This is a genomic window from Plantactinospora sp. CA-290183, assembly GCF_050936375.1.
Taxonomy (GTDB): domain Bacteria; phylum Actinomycetota; class Actinomycetes; order Mycobacteriales; family Micromonosporaceae; genus Plantactinospora.
On the sequence record NZ_JBNJMX010000001.1, the window covers coordinates 43,379 to 65,224 of the forward strand.

At 73.7% G+C, this 21,846-nt stretch carries 21 protein-coding genes and 1 pseudogene; 12 read left to right on the forward strand and 10 right to left on the reverse strand.

The features are described 5' to 3' along the window. Window positions 1–176 precede the first annotated feature (176 nt). Both ACQEUR_RS00210 and ACQEUR_RS00215 read left to right on the forward strand, forming a co-directional pair. A pseudogene (locus ACQEUR_RS00210) lies at window positions 177–920 on the forward strand (SDR family NAD(P)-dependent oxidoreductase); the annotation flags it as partial. Window positions 921–1,076: 156 nt separating this feature from the next. Next, window positions 1,077–1,559 carry an N-acetyltransferase family protein gene (locus ACQEUR_RS00215; RefSeq protein ID WP_433025813.1) on the forward strand — a complete coding sequence of 161 codons (483 nt, stop codon included), beginning with the start codon at window positions 1,077–1,079 and terminating at the stop codon, window positions 1,557–1,559. 47 nt (window positions 1,560–1,606) lie between these two features. Here ACQEUR_RS00215 and ACQEUR_RS00220 read toward each other — a convergent pair whose 3' ends face one another. Further along, entirely contained in the window at window positions 1,607–2,650 is a 1,044-nt protein-coding gene (locus tag ACQEUR_RS00220; protein ID WP_433023761.1) for a sodium:calcium antiporter, read from the reverse strand. Window positions 2,651–2,782: 132 nt separating this feature from the next. On the opposite strand from ACQEUR_RS00220, the gene ACQEUR_RS00225 reads away from it, so the two are divergent. After that, complete coding sequence (locus ACQEUR_RS00225) at window positions 2,783–4,099, forward strand: hemolysin family protein (RefSeq protein ID WP_433023763.1); 1,317 nt, start codon at window positions 2,783–2,785, stop codon at window positions 4,097–4,099. 26 nt (window positions 4,100–4,125) lie between these two features. On the opposite strand, the gene ACQEUR_RS00230 is transcribed toward ACQEUR_RS00225, so the two are convergent. From ACQEUR_RS00230 to ACQEUR_RS00250, 5 genes are all read right to left on the reverse strand, one after another. Further along, window positions 4,126–6,231 (reverse strand): xanthine dehydrogenase family protein molybdopterin-binding subunit, encoded by a 2,106-nt coding sequence (locus tag ACQEUR_RS00230; protein ID WP_433023765.1) that lies wholly within the window; start codon window positions 6,229–6,231, stop codon window positions 4,126–4,128. A gap of 173 nt (window positions 6,232–6,404) precedes the next feature. Then, window positions 6,405–7,394, reverse strand: a complete 990-nt coding sequence (locus tag ACQEUR_RS00235; RefSeq protein WP_433023767.1) for an FAD binding domain-containing protein — start codon at window positions 7,392–7,394, stop codon at window positions 6,405–6,407. Continuing rightward, complete coding sequence (locus ACQEUR_RS00240) at window positions 7,391–7,957, reverse strand: 2Fe-2S iron-sulfur cluster-binding protein (RefSeq protein ID WP_433025816.1); 567 nt, start codon at window positions 7,955–7,957, stop codon at window positions 7,391–7,393. The genes ACQEUR_RS00235 and ACQEUR_RS00240 overlap by 4 nt, the downstream gene beginning before the upstream one ends. A gap of 63 nt (window positions 7,958–8,020) precedes the next feature. Then, complete coding sequence (locus ACQEUR_RS00245; protein WP_433023769.1) at window positions 8,021–9,454, reverse strand: PQQ-binding-like beta-propeller repeat protein; 1,434 nt, start codon at window positions 9,452–9,454, stop codon at window positions 8,021–8,023. 76 nt (window positions 9,455–9,530) lie between these two features. After that, window positions 9,531–10,268, reverse strand: a complete 738-nt coding sequence (locus ACQEUR_RS00250) for a PP2C family protein-serine/threonine phosphatase (protein ID WP_433023771.1) — start codon at window positions 10,266–10,268, stop codon at window positions 9,531–9,533. Between the two features lie 63 nt (window positions 10,269–10,331). Here ACQEUR_RS00250 and ACQEUR_RS00255 point away from each other — a divergent pair, with 63 nt between their 5' ends. Then, on the forward strand, window positions 10,332–11,357 hold the full coding sequence (locus ACQEUR_RS00255) for an AAA family ATPase (RefSeq protein WP_433023773.1): 1,026 nt from the start codon (window positions 10,332–10,334) through the stop codon (window positions 11,355–11,357). 25 nt (window positions 11,358–11,382) lie between these two features. Here the strand turns inward: ACQEUR_RS00255 and ACQEUR_RS00260 are convergent, their stop codons facing one another. From ACQEUR_RS00260 to ACQEUR_RS00270, 3 genes are all read right to left on the reverse strand, one after another. Continuing rightward, on the reverse strand, window positions 11,383–11,619 hold the full coding sequence (locus ACQEUR_RS00260) for a hypothetical protein (RefSeq protein WP_433023775.1): 237 nt from the start codon (window positions 11,617–11,619) through the stop codon (window positions 11,383–11,385). A 71-nt stretch (window positions 11,620–11,690) separates the two neighbouring features. Then, window positions 11,691–12,149, reverse strand: coding sequence for a large conductance mechanosensitive channel protein MscL (gene mscL / locus ACQEUR_RS00265; RefSeq protein ID WP_433023777.1), 459 nt, complete (start codon window positions 12,147–12,149; stop codon window positions 11,691–11,693). A gap of 111 nt (window positions 12,150–12,260) precedes the next feature. Then, complete coding sequence (locus tag ACQEUR_RS00270; RefSeq protein ID WP_433023779.1) at window positions 12,261–12,614, reverse strand: STAS domain-containing protein; 354 nt, start codon at window positions 12,612–12,614, stop codon at window positions 12,261–12,263. Between the two features lie 157 nt (window positions 12,615–12,771). Here ACQEUR_RS00270 and ACQEUR_RS00275 point away from each other — a divergent pair, with 157 nt between their 5' ends. The 7 genes from ACQEUR_RS00275 (at window position 12,772) to ACQEUR_RS00305 (ending at window position 19,764) form a co-directional block, all read left to right on the forward strand. Continuing rightward, on the forward strand, window positions 12,772–13,653 hold the full coding sequence (locus ACQEUR_RS00275; RefSeq protein WP_433023781.1) for an STAS domain-containing protein: 882 nt from the start codon (window positions 12,772–12,774) through the stop codon (window positions 13,651–13,653). Further along, on the forward strand, window positions 13,653–14,108 hold the full coding sequence (locus tag ACQEUR_RS00280; RefSeq protein ID WP_433023783.1) for an STAS domain-containing protein: 456 nt from the start codon (window positions 13,653–13,655) through the stop codon (window positions 14,106–14,108). Before ACQEUR_RS00275 ends, ACQEUR_RS00280 begins: the two co-directional genes overlap by 1 nt. Further along, window positions 14,105–14,524: an ATP-binding protein gene (locus tag ACQEUR_RS00285; protein ID WP_433023785.1), complete on the forward strand. Its 420-nt coding sequence runs from the start codon at window positions 14,105–14,107 to the stop codon at window positions 14,522–14,524. Before ACQEUR_RS00280 ends, ACQEUR_RS00285 begins: the two co-directional genes overlap by 4 nt. A gap of 40 nt (window positions 14,525–14,564) precedes the next feature. After that, window positions 14,565–15,575, forward strand: coding sequence for a SpoIIE family protein phosphatase (locus tag ACQEUR_RS00290; protein WP_433025819.1), 1,011 nt, complete (start codon window positions 14,565–14,567; stop codon window positions 15,573–15,575). 103 nt (window positions 15,576–15,678) lie between these two features. Next, entirely contained in the window at window positions 15,679–17,049 is a 1,371-nt protein-coding gene (locus ACQEUR_RS00295; protein ID WP_433025822.1) for a sensor histidine kinase, read from the forward strand. Window positions 17,050–17,051: 2 nt separating this feature from the next. After that, window positions 17,052–18,596, forward strand: coding sequence for a SpoIIE family protein phosphatase (locus ACQEUR_RS00300; RefSeq protein WP_433023787.1), 1,545 nt, complete (start codon window positions 17,052–17,054; stop codon window positions 18,594–18,596). Window positions 18,597–18,693: 97 nt separating this feature from the next. Continuing rightward, complete coding sequence (locus ACQEUR_RS00305; protein WP_433023789.1) at window positions 18,694–19,764, forward strand: NAD-dependent epimerase/dehydratase family protein; 1,071 nt, start codon at window positions 18,694–18,696, stop codon at window positions 19,762–19,764. 45 nt (window positions 19,765–19,809) lie between these two features. Here ACQEUR_RS00305 and ACQEUR_RS00310 read toward each other — a convergent pair whose 3' ends face one another. Continuing rightward, window positions 19,810–20,733 (reverse strand): DUF4352 domain-containing protein, encoded by a 924-nt coding sequence (locus ACQEUR_RS00310; protein WP_433023791.1) that lies wholly within the window; start codon window positions 20,731–20,733, stop codon window positions 19,810–19,812. 119 nt (window positions 20,734–20,852) lie between these two features. On the opposite strand from ACQEUR_RS00310, the gene ACQEUR_RS00315 reads away from it, so the two are divergent. After that, window positions 20,853–21,812: a threonine ammonia-lyase gene (locus ACQEUR_RS00315; RefSeq protein ID WP_433023793.1), complete on the forward strand. Its 960-nt coding sequence runs from the start codon at window positions 20,853–20,855 to the stop codon at window positions 21,810–21,812. Window positions 21,813–21,846 lie beyond the last annotated feature (34 nt).

Below are 21,846 nucleotides of genomic sequence, written 5' to 3' on the forward strand. Positions count from 1 at the left end.
GTATCGGTCCGGGGTGGGACAGGTCTGCTTCGCCCCCCGGGGGGCGAGGCCGGGGGTGGGCCGTGGCGGGCGCCGTCGTGCCGGGGAACAGGTCGGTGGGACGTCGGCAGGGCGAGCGGGCGCCGGTCGTGTGGAACGATCCGGCCATGAACGACTTCGCGAGACCGCTGGACGGCCTGAGCACGTTGGTGATCGGAGGCGGCGGCGAAGGCATCGGACGGGCGATCTCGCGGGCGTTGGCCGCGGCTGGCGCGGCCGTCGCCGTTGCCGACGTCGATCCGGACCGCGCACGTGCCGCCGCTCACGAGTTGACGGAGTCCGGCGCCCGCGCGGTTCCGCTCGTCGGTGACGTGCGGTCGCGCTCGGACGTGGACGGGTTCGTCGCCGACACGACCGGCGAATTCGGCCGGCTCGACACCCTGGTGACCGTCGTCGGAGGCCAGGTCGCGTTCGTACCCGCGGTGCGCCTGCACGAGATGAGCGACGACGACTGGGACCTGGTGTACGAGATGAACCTCCGCTACGTGGCGCGGGCGGCCCGTGCCGCCATCCGTGCCTTCCTGTCCCAGGGAGACGGCGGGTCGATCGTCAGCGTCGGCTCGGTCACCGGAGTCATGGCCGCGCCCACGCAGGCCGGCTACGGTGCCGCCAAGGCCGGTCTCGCCAGCCTCGCCAGGACCGTCGCCGCGGAGTACGCCGGTGACGGCATCCGCATGAACGTGGTGGCGTGCGGTGCCATCGCGACGTCGGCGGCGAATTCCGGGCAGCGTGCCGGGGGAGTCCCGGGCATTCCGATGGGTCGGATCGGCGTACCTGACGATGCCGCGGCGGCGGTTGTCTACCTGGCCTCGCCGCTCTCGTCGTACGTGACCGGGCAGAGTCTTGTCGTTGACGGAGGGGTCACCGTACGCGGTCCGTTCCCGGCCCAGTCACGCAGCGAGGACGCCACCGTGAGCGGATCGCCAACCGGTGTGCGCCCGACGACAAGGAAGGTGGCCCAGCCGTCGGCGACGATCGGTCGTAACCAATCACCGAACCACAGGAGGCGTGATGAAGAGGTTTTCGGCCAGGCGCTCGTGATCCGCGAATTCGCCGAGCCGGACTGGGCGCGGGTCTGGCCGATCGTGGACGAGGTCGTCGAGGCCGGGGAGACGTTCGCGTACGACCCGGGGATGACCGCCGAGCAGGCGTACCGGATCTGGGTCGAGGCCCCGCCGGGGCGCACCGTCGTCGCCGTCGAGGGCGACCGGATCCTCGGCACCGCGAAGATGGGCCCGAACCGGCCGGGACCGGGTGCACACGTCTCGACCGCGAGCTTCATGGTCGCCGCCGGTGCCCGGGGCCGGGGTGTCGGTACCGCGCTCTGCCGTCACGCGCTGGACTGGGCGCGGGAGCGGGGGTACGCGGGAATGCAGTTCAACGCCGTGACCGAGTCGAACCGGGCGGCGGTCGAGCTGTACCGGCGGCTCGGCTTCGGCGTGGTGGGGACGGTGCCCGGCGCCTTCGCGCATCCGCGGCTCGGTCGGGTCGGCCTGCACATCATGTACCGCGAACTCTGAGCCGGAGATCGGCACGCGATCCTGACCGGGGCACCCCTGCCCGCCGCTCAGGTGGCGAGCAGGGCGGTCATCGCGGCGTAGCTGGCGAAGAGCAGGATGCCCTCGAAGCCGAGCCGTCCCCAGCCGCAGGACTGCCGGACGAGGAGGCCGCCCAGCAGGACGGCGGTCATGAACAGGCCGGTGGCGGTGATGAAGAGGTCCTCGGTGCCGGCGGCGTGGTAGATGCTGCCCTTGCGGTAGGCGATGTCGCCGACGACCAGCGTGATGACGTCCAGGATGTTGCCGCCGAGGACGGCCGCGACGGCCAGGGTGACCGCCCCCCGGCGTACGGCGGCGACGGCGGTGACGGTCTCCGGCAGGCCGTTGACGACGCCGAGCAGCACGCCGCCGGTGAAGCCGGCGCTGAGGCCGGTCACCTCGACCAGGCTCTCGGCGGCCAGCGCGGTGGCCCAGCCGCTGGTCGCCACGAAGAGGCCGACCAGCACGAACCTCCCCCACAGCCAGCCGGCGCCGCGCCGGTCCAGGTCGCCGTGCTCGTCGGGCACGTCCGGCCTCGTCTCGGTGGTGCCGACCGCCTGCCACATCGGTTCCGCGCCGGCCCTGCGGACGAGTTGGAGCCCACCCAGGTAGCAGGCGACGATGACGACCGAGATCGGATGGACGCCGCAGAGCGTGACGTCGGGGGTGAAGCTGCCGAGCAGGGCGAGCGCGAGCAGCGCGATCAGCAGGCAGCCGAAGAGCAGGTTCGACAGCGACGCGGCGGCGTGTTCGAGATTGACCTTGCGGTAGAAGGCGTCGGCGACCACCACGGCGGTGGTCTGCGCGGCGATCCCGCCGACCGCGTTGCTGTAGCCGAGCTGCGGGTGCCCGTTGGCCGCGGTGACCGCGGTCATCACGATCCCGGACAGGCCGGTCGCGACCCCGAAGAAGACGACCCCGAAGACGGCCTCGCCCCAGCCGGTCCGGTCGGCGAGGGTGTCGCCGAGGGCGACCAGCCGGATGCTGCCCAGCACCGTGACCAGGCTGGCGACGGCGAAGACGATCACGCTGGGACCGGCGGCCCAGGGGGTGGTGGGTAGGAAGTCCGGCACGCCCCGCTCTTCCCGGGATGAGCGAAATGATGCCCGAGCCGGGTTCGGCGCCCGCCGGCGTTGGGCCGGCGGGTCCGGTGCCGATACGGTGGAGGCCGCCGGGACGCTCCCGGTCAAGGAGGATGTGCTGCCGTGGGCGGCTATGTCACGCAGCTGGCCCTGGTGCTGCTGCTGGTGTTCGTGAACGCGATCTTCTCGGGCAGCGAAATGGCGCTGGTGTCGCTCCGGGAGAGCCAGTTGCAGCGGCTGGAGCGCACCTCCCGTAGCGGCCCGGTGCTGGCCCGGCTGGCCCGCGACCACAACCGGTTCCTCACCACCATCCAGATCGGCATCACCCTGGCCAGCTTCCTGGCCTCCGCCGCCGCCGCGGTCTCGCTGGCCGCCCCGCTGGTGGAGCCGCTGGGCTTCCTCGGTTCGGCGGCCGGGCCGGTGTCGATCGTGGTGGTGACCATCGCGCTGACCTTCGTGACCCTGGTGCTCGGCGAACTGGCCCCGAAGCGCGTCGCGATGCAGCGGGCCGAGGGCTGGGCGCTGCTGGTCGCCCGGCCGCTGGACATGCTCGCGTCCTTCTCCCGCCCGGTGGTCTGGCTGCTCGGCAAGGCCACCAACGTCGTCGTACAGGTGGTCGGCGCCGATCCGGAGGCGGGCCGGGAGGAGGTCAGCACGGAGGAGCTGCGGGAGATGGCCGCGACCCAGCCGGGACTGACCGACGAGCACCGGATGATCATCAGTGGTGCCTTCGAGGTCGCCGACCGGGTCCTGCGGGAGATCCTGGTACCCCGCCGGGACGTCGTGACGCTGGCCGTGGACCTGCCGGCCGAACAGGCGCTGCGCGAGCTCGGCCGCTCCGGGCAGACCCGGGCGCCGGTCGTCGGCCGGGCCGGGCTCGACGACGTCGTCGGCGTCGTCCACCTGCGCGACCTGCTCGACGCCACCGGCCCGCTGGCCCGGTACGCCAGTCCGGCGCTCTTCCTGCCGGAGACGCTGCGGGTGACCGACGCGATCCGCCAGATGCGCCACGAGCGGCAGCAGTTCGCCCTGGTCGTCGACGAGCGGGGCGCGATCGACGGCATCGTCACGATGGAGGACCTGGTCGAGGAGATCGTCGGCGAGATCTACGACGAGACGGACCGGGACGTCCAGGCCGTCGTCCGGGAGCGGGACGGCGGGCTGCTGCTGCCCGGCGCCTTTCCGATCCACGACCTGCCCGACCTCCAGGTCGAGATCGAGGAGATCGAGGACGGCGACTACACCACCGTCGCCGGGCTCGTGCTGGCCCGCCTCGGCCACATCCCCACCGGCCCCGGCGAGGAGGTGGTCGTGCTCCCCGGGCTCACCGCGGAGGTGGTCGAGGTGACCGGCCGGGCCATCACCAAGGTCCGGTTGCGCCGTGACCCGTCGGCGGAGACGGACGCCGGCGAGCGGACGGAGTCGGTGGCCCGTCCCTGACCCGCGCCACGCCCGGCGGTGCGCCCTCAGCCGGTGGGGAGGGCGTCCAGCAGCTTCTCCAGCCGGATCGGCAGGCTCCGCACCCGTACCCCGGTGGCGTGGTGGACCGCGTTCGCGACGGCGGCGGCCGCCCCGACGATCCCGATCTCACCGAGCCCCTTGATACCGAGCGGGTTGACCTCGGTGTCGTCCTCCTCGACCGAGTACGCCTCGATCTCCTCCACGTCCGCGCAGCCCGTGACGTGGTACGTCGCGAGGTCGCGGTTGACCCAGTCGCCGAAGCGCGGGTCCAGCACCCCCTCCTCGTGCAGCGCCATCGAGATCCCCATCGTCATCCCACCGATGAACTGGGACCGGGCGGTGGCCGGGTTGACCACCCGGCCGGTGGCGAACACCCCCAGCATCCGGGGGACCCGGACCTCCCCGGTGTCGACGTTCACCCGCACCTGCGCGAAGTGCGCGCCGAACGCGTACCGGGAGTACGACGGCAGCCCGTTGACCTCCTCCCCGGTGTCGACCCGCACCGTCAACCCGGCGGTCGGCACGTTCCCGCCGTACCGGTCCCGGAGTTCCTGGCCCAGCGCCCGGCACGCCTTCGCCACCGCCCAGCTCCAGCCCGCGGTCCCGGTCGACCCGCCGGCGACGTACGCCGGGGGCAGATCGCTGTCCCCGATGCTGATCTCCACCCGCTCACCCGGCACCCCGAGTGCCTCGGTGGCGACCTGCCACAGCGCCGTCCGGGCGCCGGTGCCGATGTCGGTGGCGTTGATCCGCACGTGGTAGGTGCCGTCCGGCCGGGCCTCCGCGCTGGCCGACGCGGCCGGCGTCCGGGCCGGGTAAGCCGCCCCGGCCGTGCCGGTGCCCCATAGCCAGCGGCCCCGCCGGCGCGCCCCCGGGACGGGATCCCGGTCCGCCCAGCCGAACCGCCGGGCGCCCTCGCGCAGGCAGGCGACCAGGTTCCGGCTGGTGAACCGCAGACCGTCCTCCGGGTGCGTGTCGGTGTCGTTGCGGATGCGCAGCTCGACCGGGTCGACCCCGCAGGCCACCGCCAGCTCGTCCATCGCGGACTCCAGCGCGAAGGAACCGGGGCACTCGCCGGGGGCCCGCATCCAGGACGGGGTCGGCACGTCGAGCCGGGCCAGCCGGTGCGTGGTCCGGCGGTGCGGCGCCGCGTACATGACCCGGGTGAGGACGGCGGTCTGCTCGGTGAACTCCATGATCGTCGAGCTCTGGCTGATCGCGTCGTGGCAGATCGCCACCAGCCGCCCGTCGGCGTCGGCGCCGAGCCGGACCCGCTGGAGGATCGGGGAGCGGTAGCCGACCGGGCCGAAGACCTGCTGGCGGGTCAGGGCCAGCCGCACCGGCCGGCCGACGTGCCGGGCGGCCAGCGCCGCCAGGACCGGGGTACAGCGCGGGGTGCCCTTGCTGCCGAAGCCGCCGCCGACGTGTTCGGCGGTGACCCGGACGGCGGCGGGCGACACGTCGAAGAGCTGGGCCATGACATCCCGGACCAGGGTGGTGCCCTGGCTGGAGTCGTGCAGCAGCAACCGGCCGTCCCGCCAGTGCGCGGTCGCGGCGTGCGGCTCCATCGGGTTGTTGTGGTACGCCGGGGTCTCGTAACGCTGGTCGACGCGGACCTCCGCCGAGGCGTACCGGGCGTCGAAGTCGCCGACACAGGTGTCCGTCGGGAACGACGGATTGACCTTGGGAGGCTGGTAGAGGCCGGGGAGTTCCCCGGTCAGCAGCGTGCTGTGCGGCTCGGTGTCGTAGTCGATCCGGACCAGTAGCGCCGCCTCCCGGGCCGTCTCCAGCGTCTCGGCGACCACCAGCGCGACGATCTGCCCCCGGTAGTACACGTCCGGCCGCTGGAGCAGGAACAGTTCCCGCTGCTCCGGCGCGGCCAGCCGGGGCGCGTTGGCGTACGTCAGCACGGCCAGCACCCCCGGCTCGGCCAACGCCGCGTCGTCGTGCACCCGGACGATCCGGCCCTTAGCCACGTTCGTCTGCACCGCCCAGGCGTAGACCAGTCCCTCGGCCGGATGCTCCACCGCGTACCGGGCGGTGCCGGTCACCTTCTCCCGCCCCTCCAGCCGGGGGTGGGGCCGCCCGACACCCACACCGGCCGCGCTCACGGTGCCCACCTTGTTCGCGACTGCGGGGCTCGCAGGATCGGCTCACTCCTCGCGCTCACGGGACCCACCTTGTTCGCCACTGCGGGGCTCGCAGGATCGGCTCACTCCTCGCGCTCACGGGACCCACCTTGTTCGCGACTGCGGGGCTCGCAGGATCGGCTCACTCCTCGCGCTCACGGTGCCAGCTCCGCTAGGTCGGCCAGGGTGCGCACCGTCAGGTTGCGGATCAGCGGGATCTTGAAGGCGTTCTGCGACAGCGGTCGCGCGGCGGCCAGTTCCTCGTCGGCGGCGAGCCGGAAGTTCTCCTCGGTGGCCGGCCGACCGCGCAGCGCCGCCTCGGCCAGCCGGGCCCGCCAGGGGCGGTGCGCGACCCCGCCGTACCCGATCCGGACGTCCCGGACCAGCGGCCCGTCCAGGTCGACCGCCGCCGCCACCGAGCCGACCGCGAAGGCGAACGAGGCCCGGTCCCGGACCTTCCGGTACGTCGAGCGGCGTCCGAAGGGGAGTGCCGGGATCCGTACCGCGGTGACCAGTCCGCCCCGGGCCAGCACCGTCTCCTGGTCCGGCCGGTCGCCGGGAAGCCGGTGGAACTCGGTCAGCGGGATCTCCCGGGCGCCGTCGGGTTCGAGCACCTCCACCACCGCGTCCAGGGCGGCCAGCGCCACCGCCATGTCCGAGGGGTGGGTGGCCACGCACTCGGGCGACCAGCCGAGGATGGCGAGGTCGCGGTTCTGGCCCTCCCGGGCCGAGCAGCCGGCCCCCGGTTCCCGTTTGTTGCAGGGCCGGCTGACGTCCTGGAAGTAGACGCAGCGGGTGCGCTGGAGCAGGTTGCCGCCGACGGTGGCCATGTTGCGCAGTTGGCCGGAGGCGCCGGCCAGCAGCGCCCGGGCCAGCACCGGGAAGTCCCGCCGGACCACGGGGTGCGCGGCCAGGTCGCCGTTGCGCACGGTCGCGCCCACCCACAGGCCGCCGTCGCGCATCGGCTCGACCGAGCCGAGCGGCAGCCGGGTCACGTCGACCAGCAGCCGGGGGCGGGCGACGCCCAGCTTCATCAGGTCGACCAGGTTGGTGCCGCCGCCCAGGTACGCCGCGTCGGGCTCGCCCGCCAGCAGGGCCACCGCCTCGCCGGGGTTCGACATGCGCCGGTACCGGAAGCTCCTCACCGCCGGTCACCGTCGGCCGCGGTTCCGGCCGTCACCCGTCCGATCGTCGCGGCCTCGCGGATCGCGGCCACGATGTTCGGGTACGCGGCGCAGCGGCAGAGGTTGCCGCTCATCCGTTCTCGGACCTCCTGGGCGGTGATGCCCTCCGGGCCGGCGGTCAGGTCCGCGGTGGCCTCGCTCGGCCAGCCCCGACGCAGTTCGTCGAGCATCCCGGCGGCGGAGCAGAGCTGCCCCGGGGTGCAGTATCCGCACTGGAACGCGTCGTGCTCGACGAAGCAGCTCTGCAACGGGTGCAGGTCGGCCCCGTCGGCCAGTCCCTCCACGGTGACCACCGCCGAGTCCGCCGCCACCACCGCGAGGACCAGGCAGCTCTTGACCCGGCGGCCGTCCAGGAGCACCGTGCAGGAGCCGCACTGGCCGTGGTCGCAGCCCTTCTTGGCGCCGATCAGTCCGAGGCGTTCGCGCAGCGCGTCCAGCAGCGTGGTCCGGTTGTCCAGCAGCAGCTCGTAGGGGCGGCCGTTGACCGCCAGGCTGACCGACGAGCGGTGCGGCGGCTCGACCACCCCGGTCACCGCTCCTGTCCGATCTGCATCATATGTCGAGATTACCGGACTTGTCGGCCCCGCTCAGCGGTAGCGCCAGACCCTGACCTCGGTCAGCCCGGTACGGCAGGCGACCACCCCCGGCACCCAACGACAGGACCAGGTCACGTACGGCACCGTGCCGAGCAGGCGTACCGAGACCGCCGACGGATCGAGCAGGCCCAGCGAGGCCCGCCCCGGAACCCTGCTGCGGAGCAGCAGGACCGGCTCGTCGCCGCCGAACCGATTCGGGTCGGTCCAATCGCTCAGGTCCAGCAGGGTCCGGCCGCTGACCGGGTCGAACATCCGCTCCAGCTGCGGATGCGCGGCGAATGCGACCAGGTGATCGCCGATCGGCACGATCATCTGCTGGTCCGACCGCCACAGCGTCGCCCCGGTGGCCGGGTCCAGCCCCTCGATGCCGTTCGTGACGTAGGCGCAGACGAACCGTCCACAACCGGAGGGGACCGCGTCCCGGTCGGGCATCGCCCTGCTCCACCTCTCCTGCCCCAGATCACCCGAGTACACCGTCCACCCGGGCCCGGTGTGCTGGACCAGCACCTGGCCCGCGACGGAGATCGCGGCGAGCGGATCGCCCCGGGTCCAGGTGGTCCCGGCGCGAACGGCGCCGGTCCGAGCCTCCCAGAGCTCGACCCGGCCGGCCCGGGTCACCACCAGGACCGAACCGCCCCGCCCGTGCGTGGCGCCGACCAGATCGGCGGAGACCAGCTGGGGCGAGGTCCAGAGCACCTGCCCGGTCGCCAGGTCGATCGCCCGGGCCACCACGCCGATCGGGGGAGCCGTGTGCATCTCCCCGGACGGCGAGACGGAGATCAGCCGATCGTCGACCCGGGTGCCGGGCTCGACCCGGGACCCCGCCGGGAAGACGCTGTCGAGGACCAGCCCGGTGCGCTCGTCGGGCAGCGTGATGACCGGGTACGGCAGCGACCACCGCCGCTGCCCGGTCCGCGCGTCCAGGGCGGTGGTCTCGGTCCGGTTCCATCCCGGCTCACTTCTGCGGAGCAACAGCAGCCCCGTCGTCGGATGGTGTTCCGCCGGCGTGGCGGAGGGCATCGGGGAGCTGACCGGGAAGGGAGTGGCCCAGACCCGCCGGCCCCGGTCCAGCTCGTACCCGCGGATGCGGGGCTCGGAGCCGGATTCCCCGCCGTGCACGAAGAGGTGGTCCCGGGTCAGTTGGAAGTCCACGGCGGTACCGGTGACCGGGACGGTGAGGATCTCCCACAGTGGTGGCGGTGACGGGGGCACGGCCCCGCCGGTGGCCAGCACCAGTGCCCCGGTGAGCGCCAGCGCCACGCCCCGCAGCCGGCGCCGCAGCGGCGGTCGCGGCGGACCGGTGGCCGAGGGCGACTCGGCCGGGACGTCGAGGTCGATCACGGCCGGGGCGTGCCGCGGGCCGAGGTCGATCACGAACCGGTCCGGCTCACCACCGGCCGTCGCCGGATCCCGATCTCTCGCCATCGCCGGACCCCGATCCCCAGCCGCCGCGCCCGAGGCGGCGCGGCGACCACTTTATCGGCGCGGGCGCCGGCGGGGATCAGCGTGGATCCGCCGTCCCCGCCTCGACCACGTCGGCCACCACCAGGGTGACGTTGTCCGGGGCGCCGGCCTGCTGCGCCAGCATGATCAGCTCCTTGGCGCACTGCCCACGGTCCGGCTGGGTGCCCAGCACCTGGCCGATCGCCTCGTCCGCGACCACATCGGAGAGCCCGTCGCTGCAGAGCAGCAGCCGGTCGCCCGGCTCGGCGGTCAGCGCGATGGTCGCCGGGTGGAGCGGGGAGCCCTGCACCGCCCGGGTGACCAGGGAGCGCTGCGGGTGCCGGCGAGCCTCGGCCGGGGTGAGCCCGCCCTGGTCGACCAGCGCCTGCACGTAGGTGTCGTCCCTGGTCAACTGCCGCAGCGTACCGGCGCGGAGCAGGTAGCCCCGGGAGTCCCCGACGTGCGCCAGGACCAGACGGTCCCGGTGCAGCAGCACCGCCGTCACCGTGGTGCCCATACCCTCGGTCTCGGGGTCGGCGTCGGTCGTCTCCCGGATCCGCCGGTTGGCCGTGTCGATCGCGTCGACCAGCGCGGCCAGCGGCTCCGCGTCGGTCCCGGCGTGCTCGACCGGAGCCAGGGCCCGGATCACGATGTCGCTGGCGACCTCGCCGGCCGGCGCCCCGCCCATGCCGTCGGCCACGGCGACCAGGCGGCTGCCGGCGAAGGCCACGTCCTCGTTGTTCGACCGGACCAGGCCGGGATCGCTGGCCGCCAGCGCGTGCAGGATGAGACTCATACCCCGCAGCTTGCCAAGAGGACCGTGCCGTTGTCTCTACGCACTACTGCGTAGGGTGAGGACATGAGGCCGGTGTCGATGGTGGGTCGTGCCGGCGAGTTGGCCGAATTCGCCCTCGCCTGGGAGACCGTCACCGCCGGCAGTTCGCGGGCGGGCAGCGTCGTGGTCACCGGTGCGGCCGGCGTCGGCAAGAGCCTCCTGGTCACCGCCGCGCTCGACGCCCTGTCGCCCCGGCCGGCGCTCGTGCTCTCCGGCGCCGCCCGGCTGCACAGCCCGGCGCCGTACGACTGGCTCGCCGCCGCGCTGAGCGGGCGCGACACCCGGGACCTCCCGCTGCCGCCCGACGCGCTGGCCTGGCTCGGCCAACATCCGAACGCGCCCCGGGAGCGGTACGCCCCGGACGCGCTGCTGCGGCTCGCCGCGCGGACCGTACGCGCGCTGGTCGGCGCCGGCCCGGCGGTGCTGCTGGTGGAGGACCTGCACGCCCTCGATCCGGCCAGCCTCAACCTGGTCGGCGAGCTCGCCGCCGCGCCCGGCCTGCCGGCACTGCTGGTGGTGGCGAGTCGCCCGGCGGACGAGGCGGTCTCGCCCCGGCTGGTCGCGGCCACCCTCGCCCGACTGACCGGTTCGCCGGGTGCCGTCCGACAGCATCTCGGCCCGCTGGGCCGGGCCGGGGTCGCGGCGGTGCTCGCACAGGTCTACCCCGGGCCGGCCGTGCCGTCGTACGTCGTCGAGGCGGTGTGGCGGCGCACTGGCGGCAACCCGTACCGGCTGGTGGAGCTGCTGGCGACCGAGGGTGGCCGGGGGCCGGCGGAGCTGGTCCGTGAGCCCGTGGTCGAGGTGCCCCGGCTGCCGGTCCAGCCGACGCCGGCCTCCGGCGTGGAGCTGACCGGCCGGGAGATCGAGGTGCTCTCCTGCCTGGCCGCCGGGATGTCCAACAAGCAGGTGGCCCGGTCGCTGGGGATCTCCGTCCGGACGGTGACCGTGCACGTGTCGAACCTGCTCCGCAAGACCGGGTCGGCCTCCCGGACCGAGGCGGCGCTCTGGGCGGTACGGCAGCGGCTGGCCGAGCCGGCGCCGCGCCCCTGACGGGCGGGCGCCGACGGCCGGTGGGTCAGTTGGCGCCCGGCGGCCGGGGGGAGAGCTCCCGCCAGTTGTCCGGCCCGACCAGCAGACCGCGGACCGCTTCGTAGGCCGCGTCCTCGCTGTCGAACTCGTAGAACCGGGAGATCCCCTCGGCGCCACCCGCGCGCTGCTCCACGTGCCACTGGTCGGCATTGGCGCGGAGGTAGACATCGCGCCGCGCCAGGCGTCCCCATTTGCCGTTCCACCAGTGCTTTCGCTGCTCCATGCGGGGACTCTATCGAACGTACGTTCGAGAAGATCGCCGGGTGGGCGAAGCCGGCCGCCCCCGGCGTCGGCTCAGGGGCGGTGCTCGGCCGGCGGGTGGTCCGGGCCCGGGCGGTCTGCCGGACCACCGGACTGCGCCGGCACCCGGGCACCGCCGGCCAGCGCGTCGCGGATCTCGGTGAGCAGCCGGATCTCCTCGCTCGGCGCGCTCGGCGGGGGAGACTCGCCGCGGCGGCGCCGCTCGGCGAGCTTGTTCATCGGGAAGACCACGAGGAAGTAGAGGACGGCGGCGGTCAGCAGGAAGGTGATGACCGCGTTGACGAAGCCGGCCCAGTCGATGAAGTTGTCCTTGCTGATCTCCCAACCACCCGCGTTGACCCCGCCGCTGCTGTCCACCAGCTTGATCACCGGCTTCAGGAACGAGGTGGTGAAGGAGTTGACCAGCGTGGAGAAGGCCGCGCCGATGACGATGCCGACCGCGAGGTCGACGACGTTTCCGCGCAGGATGAAGTCTCTGAAGCCCTTGAGCATTCGCGCCTCCGGTAGGTTGCCGTTGCCGACGGACAACCTATGCCCGGATGGGCGGTTCGGGGAAAGCGCCGCGACCGCGCGAGGCGGTGGCGGGCGGGCGGGTCGGGCCCGTCAGGTGGCCGGGGCCGCTTCCCCGGCCACGGCCTCGTCGACCGTGGGGTAGGTCTGCAGCACCTCGACCAGGCCGCTGACCTCCAGGATGCGCAGCACGCCGCGCCGGGGTGCGGCCAACCGGACGACGCCGCCGGCCTCGTCCGCGCTGTTCCGGGCCCGGACGAAGACGGAGAGTCCGGTCGAGTCGCAGAACGTCAGATCCGACAGGTCGAACACCAGCCTGGTCTGCCCCTTCTCGAGCAGATCCGTGATCTGGTCCTGTAGTTGCGGCGCCGTGGCCATGTCGAGCTCGCCGCCGACTGAGACGACGGCCATCTCGCCGCGTTGTTCGGTGCGCACCGTCAGGGACATTCGCGACCTCCTCCTGTAACGGTCGAACCGTACTCCACCGGAGGTCGTGCACGCACCGATGGGCCGACGGTCGATGGTCGCGGCTATCTCTTGCCCTGCGACAACTAGTTCTCGTTCCGGTGATAAAGTCCGCCGGTCCGGCTAGGGGAGGTAGCAGATGGCGCTGAGCGCGGACGAGAGCAGCCGACTGGGGGGCCTGCTCGACCAGTACGCCGACCAGATCGTCGAACGATGGACCGAGACCGTCCAGGGTTCGTTGCGGGGCCGACTCAGCCTCACCGAGCTGCGGGCTCAGGTGCGGGAGCTCTACGACGGCCTGCGCGCGGGCCGCACCGACGGATTCGACCTCCAGGCCGAGTCCGCCGCCGAACTGCGGGGCGTGCTCGCCGAGGTGTCCCGCAGCCGGGCCCGGCAGGGCTTCAGCGCGACGGAGACCGCGCTCAGCGTGCTCGCGGTGAAGGACGCGCTGCTCGCCGTGACGAACCAGGCGACGACGGGCAGCGGCGACCCCGGGTCCGAGGCGGAGCGGCTGCGCGACTTCGTCGCCTTCGCCGGGCTGGTCGACCAGCTCGCGCTCTTCACCTTCGAGACCTACACGCGGGCGCGCGAGGAACTGATCGCCGACCAGGCCGAGCAGCTGCTCGAACTCTCCACCCCGGTGGTGAAGCTCTGGGAGGGCGTGGTGGCGGTGCCGCTGGTCGGCACGCTCGACTCGGCCCGCGCCCAGGTGGTGATGGAACGCCTGCTCCAGACCCTGGTGGACACCGGTTCGCCGTACGCGATCATCGACATCACCGGAGTTCCGGCGGTCGACACGCAGGTCGCCCAGCACATCCTCAAGACCGTCATGGCGGCCCGGCTGATGGGTGCGGACTGCATCATCTCCGGCATCCGGCCGCAGATCGCCCAGACCATCGTCGCGCTCGGCATCGAGTTCGGCGACATCGTCACCAAGGCGAGCCTGGCCGACGCGCTGCGGCACGCCCTGCGGCTCACCGGCGTGGTCACCGGGCGCCGGGCCGACGGCCGGAGAGCCTGATGGACCGGGTGCCGGTCCTGAAGATCGGCGACATCCTGCTGGTCTCCATCCAGGTGGACATGGCGGACCAGACCGCCCTGCAACTCCAGGACGACCTCGCCGAGCGGATCGTGGCGACCGGCTGCCACGGCGTGATCATCGACATCACCGCCCTGGACATCGTCGACTCGTTCGTCGGCCGGATGCTCTCCACCATCGCGTCGATCTCCGCGGTGCTCGACGCCGAGACCGTGGTGGTCGGCATGCGCCCGGCGGTGGCGATCACCCTGGTCGAACTGGGCCTGTCGCTCAACGGCATCCGTACCGCGCTGAACGTGGAGCGCGGCATGGAGCTGCTGGCGGCGGCCCGCCGGGAGGTGGAGGACGAGGACGAGCCGGTCGAGGCGGAACCCGACGGGCAGTCGGACGACTTCGAAGGGGCGGTCGCTCCGTCGAGGACGGCGTCGTCGTCATGACCGCCGGGCCCGAAACCGGTCCGGTACAGACGCAGGCGATCCTCGGCGACGAGGACGTGGTCCGGGTACGCCAACTCGTCCGTACCCGCGCGGTGGCGGCCAAGCTGTCCCTGGTCGACCAGACCAAACTGGTGACGGCAGCCAGCGAGCTGGCCCGCAACACCCTGGTTTACGGTGGCGGCGGCGAGGCGGAGGTGACCGTGGTCGACAACGGCCGGCGCCGGGGCGTACGGGTGGCCTTCGTCGACGACGGCCCCGGAATCGCCGACCTGGACCTGGCGCTCACCGACGGCTACACCACCGGCGGTGGCCTCGGTCTCGGGCTCAGCGGGGCGCGTAGGCTGGTCGACGATTTCGAGATCGAGACGGCGGTGGGCCGAGGCACCCGCATCACGGTGACCAAGTGGTCACGGTGATCCCGCGGCCACGGTGATCGTGGCGAACGGAGCGAGCGTGGTGGATCCCGATCCGGTCATCGAACACGGCACCTGGTTCGGGATCGAGGCGTCCGGCACGGTCGGCGCCGTACGCCGGGCCGCCGAGCGGCTCGCGGCCGAGCTGCACCTCGGCGAGCAGCCGACCGCGGCGCTCTCCATCGTCGCGACGGAGTTGGCCACCAACCTGGTCAAGCACGCCGAGCAGGGTGCCCTGCTGTTGCGCCCGGTCCGCCGCGCCGGTGAGGCCGGGGTCGAGATGGTCGCCGTCGACTCCGGGCCGGGCATGGCCGACCTGACCGGATCGGCCCGGGACGGGCACTCCACCACCGGCACGCTCGGCATCGGGCTCGGCGCGATCGACCGGCAGGCCAGCTGGTACGAGGCGCACTCCGTGTTCGGCCGGGGCACGGTGGCGGTGGCCCAGCTGTGGCCCGAGCGGGCGCCGGAGCCGGACTGGGCGGCCGGTCTCACCCGCCCCCTGCACGGCGAACCGGTCAGCGGTGACGGGTGCGCCGCCCGGGTCCGGGACGGCCGTCACCAGGTGCTGGTCTGTGACGGACTGGGTCACGGTCCGCTGGCGGCGGCGGCCACCGCCGCCGCCGTACACGCGTTCCGGGCCGCACCGAGCGCACCGCCGGCGGTGGTGGTCGAGCACCTGCACCGGGCGCTGCACCACACCCGGGGCGCCGCGCTGGCGGTCGCCGAGCTGGACGGCGCGGGCGGCGTCGCCCGGTACGCCGGACTCGGCAACATCGCCGGGACCCTGGTCGACGGCGACGACCAGAGCAGCCTGATCTGCATGCCCGGCATCGCCGGGCACCAGCGCCGGACCGTCCGGGAGTACGAGTATCCGCTTCCCCCGGGGGCGACGCTGGTGATGCACTCGGATGGCGTACGCGACCGCTGGCGGCTGGCGGACTACCCGGGCCTGCCGGCGCGGACGCCGATCCTGGTCGCCGCCACGCTGCTGCGGGACGCCGGGGTGCGGCGCGACGACGCCTCCGTACTGGTGGCGAGGGTGCCGGCATGACCGTCCGGACCGGGCGGGCGGCCGTCGCGACGACCCGGCGCGCACGGTACGGCGGGACCCGGCGGTGACCGCGACGGCGGGCGGGCCGGTGCGGCTGCTGCACATGCCGCTCCGGGTCGAGTCCGACATCTTCGTGGTCCGCCAGCGGGGCCGCGAGGTGGCCGCCGCGCTCGGGCTGGAACACCAGGACCAGATCCGGATCGCCACCGCGCTCAGCGAGATGGGCCGGCAGCTGCTGGCCGGCGCGGGTGGCGCCGAGGTGACGTTCGCGGCGGCGACCGAGGCGGGGCAGCGGCTGCTCTGTATCGAGCTGAGCAGCACCACCCCGGTCGCCCGGGACCGTTTCACCCCCGGCGGCCCGGCCGCGGTGGCCCGGCTGGTCGACAGCCTGGAGATCTCCACGGCCGGACCGGTTACGGTCGTACGGATGTCCCGACGCCTGCCACCGAACGCCGGGCCGCTGACCCGGGAGGGCCTGGCGGCGATCCGGGCCGAGCTGGCCGCCAGCGCGCCGACCGGCCCGCTCGACGAGCTCGCCGTGCAGAACCAGCAGCTGATGGCGGCGCTGGAGGAGGTCCGCAGCCAGCGTGACGAGCTGGCCGTGCTCAACGAGGAGCTGGCCGAGACCAACCGGGGCGTGCTGGCCCTCTACGGGCAGCTCTCCGAGGAGCTGGAGGAGACCAACCGGGGGGTGGTCGCGCTCTACGCCGAGCTGGACGAGAAGTCCGTCCAGCTCCGGGCGGCCAGCGAGGCGAAGAGCCGGTTCCTGGCCAACGTCAGTCACGAGCTGCGCGCCCCGGTGACCGCGATCATCGGCCTCTGCCGGTTGCTGGGCGACTCGGCGTCCGACCCGCTGACCGGGGAGCAGGCCCAGCAGGTCGGGCTCGTCCGGTCGTCGGCGGAGGACCTGCTCCGCCTGGTCAACGAGCTGCTGGACCTGGCCAAGGCGGAGGCCGGCCGGATCCAGCCGAACTGGACCGAGGTGGACCTGCGGGTGGTCTTCGGCCAGTTGCGCGGCACCCTGCGGGCGCTGGCCAACCGGCCCGGGGTGGAGCTGGTCGTGGAGGAGCCGCCGCAGCCCGCGACGATCCGTACCGACGAGGTGCTGCTCGCCCAGATCCTCCGCAACCTGCTGCACAACGGGCTGAAGTTCACCGAGCGGGGCGACGTCCGGATGCGCGCGCAACGGCGGGACGGATCCTGGCACCTCTCCGTCGCCGACACCGGCGCGGGGATTCCGCCGCAGTTGCAGGAGCGGATCTTCGAGGAGTTCTACCAGCTCCCGGGCCCGGCGCGGACCGCCGGCACCGGGCTGGGCCTGCCGTACGCCCGACGGCTGGTCAACCTGCTCGGCGGCGCGCTGACCCTGACCAGCACCCCCGGTGAGGGCAGTGTGTTCACCGTGACCCTGCCGGTCGAGCCGCCCGCCGGTGCCGAGCGGGCGGAGACGTGCGCGACCGAGGGCGGAGCCTGACGATGCCGTCGGAACCGGCGACCGTACTCGTGGTCGACGACAGCGCGACCAAGCGCTATCTCCTGGTCAACTGGTTGACCCGGGCCGGGTTCGACGTGCTGGAGGCGGAGACCGGCGGCGAGGCGCTGGACCGGATCGGGCGCGAGGAGATCGACCTGGTGGTGCTGGACGTACGGCTGCCGGACGTGAGCGGGTTCGAGGTGGCCGAACGGATCAAGTCCGAGCCGGCGCACAACGCACTGCCGGTGATCCACGTCTCCGCGCACGCCGTGGACGTGGTGGACCGGACCCAGGGGCTGATGCGGGGTGCCGACGCCTACCTGGTCGAGCCGATCGAACCCGAGGAACTGGTCGCCACCGCCGAGGCGGTGCTGCGGTACTACCGGGCCCGGCGGCGGGCCGAGACGCTCGCCGAGCGGCTGATCCGACTGGCCGACACCACGCTGGCGGTCAACGCGGCACCGAACTTCCCGCGCATGCTGGAGGCGGCCGCCGCCGGTGCCGCGACGATCTTCGGGGCGCCGGCCGTCGTGCTGGCCGAGACGTACGACGGGGAGAGCCTGGCCGGGGTCTGCCCGGGGCCGGGGGCGACGCCGAGCGTGACGCCGTGGCGGGTGCCGGAGGAGGCGGTGCCGGTCGGCTCCCGGGTGCGCGCCGAGCCGCCGGAGCGCTGGGCGCTGCTGGACTGGCCGGCCGGCGAGCCGTTGACGATGGCCGTGGCGCGGCTGCGTCCCGACTGGGCCCCGCTGTACGTGCTCGTGCCGGAGCGTGCCGCCGGCCAGGAGGTGGCCGTACTGACCCAGTTGGCGCAGGCGGTGGCCGGCGCGGTCGAGGCGCAGCGGCTCTACGACGAGGAGCACCGGATCGCGGTGACCCTGCAACGCAGCCTGCTGCCGCGCCGGCTGCCCCAGGTCGCCGGGCTGGACCTGGCGGTCCGCTACGAGCCGGCCAGCGCGCGTACCGAGGTGGGTGGGGACTTCTACGAGCTGGTGATGCTCGACGGCCACCTGCTGGTGGCGGTCGGCGACGTCGCCGGGCACTCCCTGTACGCGGCGACGGTGATGGCGGAGCTGCGGCACGCCGTCCGGGCGTACGCCGTGGAGGGGCACCGGCCGGCCGCGGTGCTGACCCGGGTGGACGAGCTGATGCGTACGCTGCTCCCCGGCGAACTGGCCACCATCTGCCTGCTGCTGTTGGAGCCGTCGACCGGCCGGATCCGGATGGCGAGCGCCGGGCACCTGCCGCCGCTGATGGTCCTGGGTGACCGGCGGGAGTTCGTGACGCAGCGGGCGCCCCTGCTCGGCGTCCGGGCGGACCGCCCCGACGATTTCGAGTTCGTGCTGCCGCCGGGGGCCACGCTGGTGCTCTACACGGACGGCCTGGTCGAGCGCCGGGACGCGGACATCGACGAGGGGATGCGGGCGCTGGCCGCCTGCGCCGCGCGGGTGGAGCCGGACCTCGACCGGTTCTGTGCACGGCTGCTGGTCGAGCTGACCCCGTCGGAGATCAACGACGACGTCGCCGTGGTCGCGCTGCGCCGGCACTGAGCGGACCGTTCCGTCCCGGCATCCACCGGGTCCGGCCGGGATCAGCCGAGCGCGAACAGGCTTTCCGGCAGCGGCGGCGGCGAGGACGATCATCGGCATGCGCCTCCTCGTTCTCGGCGGCACCGTCTTCCTCGGCCGGGCCGTGGCCCGCCGGGCCCTCGCGGCCGGCCACGACGTCACCTGTGCGGCCCGGGGCTCGTCCGGCGACCCGGTCGAGGGCGCACGTTTCGTCCGGGTGGACCGCGACGACCCCGACGGGCTGGCCGGGCTGACCGGTGACTTCGACGCGGTGGTGGACGTGGCCCGGCATCCCGCCCGGGTCCGGCACGCGATCCGGTCCCTGGCCGGTCGGGTCGGCCATGTCACCTTCGTCTCCAGCGGATCGGCGTACGCGGACACGTCGACCCCGCACCAGCGGGTCGACACCGCGCCGCTGCTCGGGCCCGCCCCGCCGGACGCCGAGGACCCGTGGCAGAGCGCCGAGGCGTACGGGGCGTGCAAGGTGAGCTGCGAGCGGCTCCTGGTGGACGCCTTCGGCGCCGACAACGTCTTCCTCTGCCGGGCCGGGCTGATCGTGGGCCCGGAGGATCCGATCGGCCGGTTCGAGTACTGGCTGCGCCGGGCCGCCCGGGGTGGCGAGGTGCTGGTCCCCGGCACCCCGGACGACCTGGTGCAGCTCGTCGACGTACGCGACCTGGCGGACTGGATCGTCGACGCCGCGCAGCGTCGGCTGGCCGGGGCGTTCGACGGGACCGGCGAGCCGATGCGCCGGGCGGACTTCCTCGCGGGGCTGCTCGGCGCCGGACTCTCCGACGCGGGGCTGCTCGGCGCCGGACTCTCCGACGCGGGGCTGCCCGGCGCCGGACTTCCCGACGCGGGGCTGCCCGGGGAGGCGGCCACGCTCAGCTACGTACCCCAGGAGTTTCTGTTGGCGCACGGTGTGGCGCCCTGGTCCGGGCCGCGCTCGCTGCCGATCTGGCTGCCGGTGCCGGAGTATGCGGGCTTCATGAGTCGGGACGTGGCCCCGTCGCTGGCCGCCGGGCTGCGGCCCCGGCCGCTGGCCGAGACCGCCCGGGACACCGCCGGCTGGCTCGCGGCCGGTGGCGCGGGCGCCCGGATCGGCCTGACCGAGGCGGAGGAGACGGACCTGCTCAACGCCTGGCGGTAAGGAAGGGCCCCTTCTTATCGCTTTTTGTATAGGAAGGGCCCCCTCCTAACCGGTGCGGACCTGTACGCCGGCCGAGCCGGCGGTGTGGCGCAGCCGCAGCCGGACGATCCGGGAGTCCGGCGGGATGTCGTAGACGATCGCCCCGGTCACCCGGTTGCCCGGGTTGATCTCGCTGAGGAAGGCGAGCTGGTCGGCGTTCGCCAGCAGGCTGGCCCCGCTGTCCACCCCGAAGTGTTGGCCGGCCGGGCCGTAGGCCACCTGAAGGTCCTCCTGCAACACGACGGGGCGGCTGCCGAGGTTGCGCACGGCGAGCTGGACCACGCAGAACTGTCCGACCGCGAGCTGGCTGACCAGGGCGTCACCCACCTCAGGGAGCCCGCACCGCACCTCGCCGACCCGGAATTCGAGATCGCCGTCCCGGGCCGGCTGGCCGAGTGCGACGATCCGCTGGCCCCGGTCGCGCAGCCCGGTGTAGATCTCCGGTCCCCAGGCCAGGGTGACCACCACAGCGGCGACGCAGCAGCCGGAGAGGAGCGCGGCGACGATGCCGAGGATGAACCACCACCGCCGGTCGGCGGGCCGGGCGAACTGCGGGACCGGTCCGGGCCCGTGCGTCAGCGGGTCGTCCGGATCCACCGGCCCACCCGGGGGTACGGGCGGTGGTGGCGGGATGCCACCCAGCGGCGGCGTGCTGACCGGGGTCTCCGGGGTGGACCAGTCGGGCGGGGCGGGGCCGGATCCGGTGGGCAGCTCGGTCATCGCCTCCGGTGCCCCCTCCGGGGCCAGGTCGATCGAGTCTCCGGCCGCCGGATCCGCCGTCGGTTCCTGGCTCGGTCCCTCCGGCGGGGGTGGATCCACCGCCCATTCCCAGGGCCGGGCGGTCGGCTCCGGCGGGTTCTCCGGCCGCTGTCCGCCGGGACCGGCACCGGGCTGGTGCGGGTCCGGGCCGGACTGGTCGGGCCTGCTCATCGCGATCCTCGCCTTGTTTGGGCCTTTTGCGAAATTCTAGGCTTCGGCGTTATTCGTCCCCCGGTGGTTCGCCATTCCCGCCGGGTGCCGGGTCGCCGCTCCGGTGGCAGGATGACCGTGTGGATCTCGTTACCGTCGACGACGTCCGGGACGCGGCAGCCGACCTCACCGGCGTGGTGGTCCGTACCCCGCTGCTGCCCTGCGGCTGGGACGACCGGCTCTGGGTCAAGCCGGAGAGCCTGCAACCGGTCGGCTCGTTCAAGCTGCGGGGCGCGACGCACGCGGTGGCCCGGCTCGACCCGGCGCAGCGGGCCCGGGGGGTGGTGACGCACTCCTCCGGCAATCACGGGCAGGCGCTCGCCTACGCCGCCCGGAGCCACGGGGTGCCGTGCACGGTGGTGATCCCGGAGGGGGCGCCGGAGATCAAGGTCGAGCGGGTACGCGCACTCGGCGCCGAGATCCGGATGGTCGCTCCGGCGCAGCGGCTTCCGGTGGCCGAGCAGATCGCCGCCGAGCAGGGCCGGACCCTGATTCCGCCCTTCGACGACCGGCGGATCATCGCCGGCCAGGGCACCGTCGGACTGGAGCTGGTCGAGGACCTGCCCGACGTCGACGTCGTGCTGGTCCCGGTCGGCGGCGGCGGACTCGCCTCCGGTGTCGCCACGGCGGTCAAGGCGCTCCGCCCGGCGACCCGGGTGATCGGGGTGGAGCCGGAGTACGCCGCCGACGCCCGGGACTCGCTGGCCGCCGGCGAGCTGGTGGTCTGGGAGCCGGAACTCACCTACCGGACCAGCGCCGACGGGCTGCGGACGCACCTGTCCGCGCTGACCTTCGCGCACCTGTGGAAGCGGCTGGACGGCATCGTCACGGTCACCGAGGCGGAGATCGCGGCGGCGACCGCCCAACTGGTCGGCCAGACCCGGCTGGTCGTCGAGCCGAGTGGCGCGGTGGCGACCGCAGCCCGGCTGTTCCGGGGCGCCGACCTGCCCGCCGGCCGTACGGTGGCGGTCGTCTCCGGCGGCAACGTCGACCCGGCGGTGCTCGCGGCGGCGGTGACGGGCGGCACGGAGCCGGCCTGACCGGGCGGCCCCCGGGGAACGTTCCCTACATTGG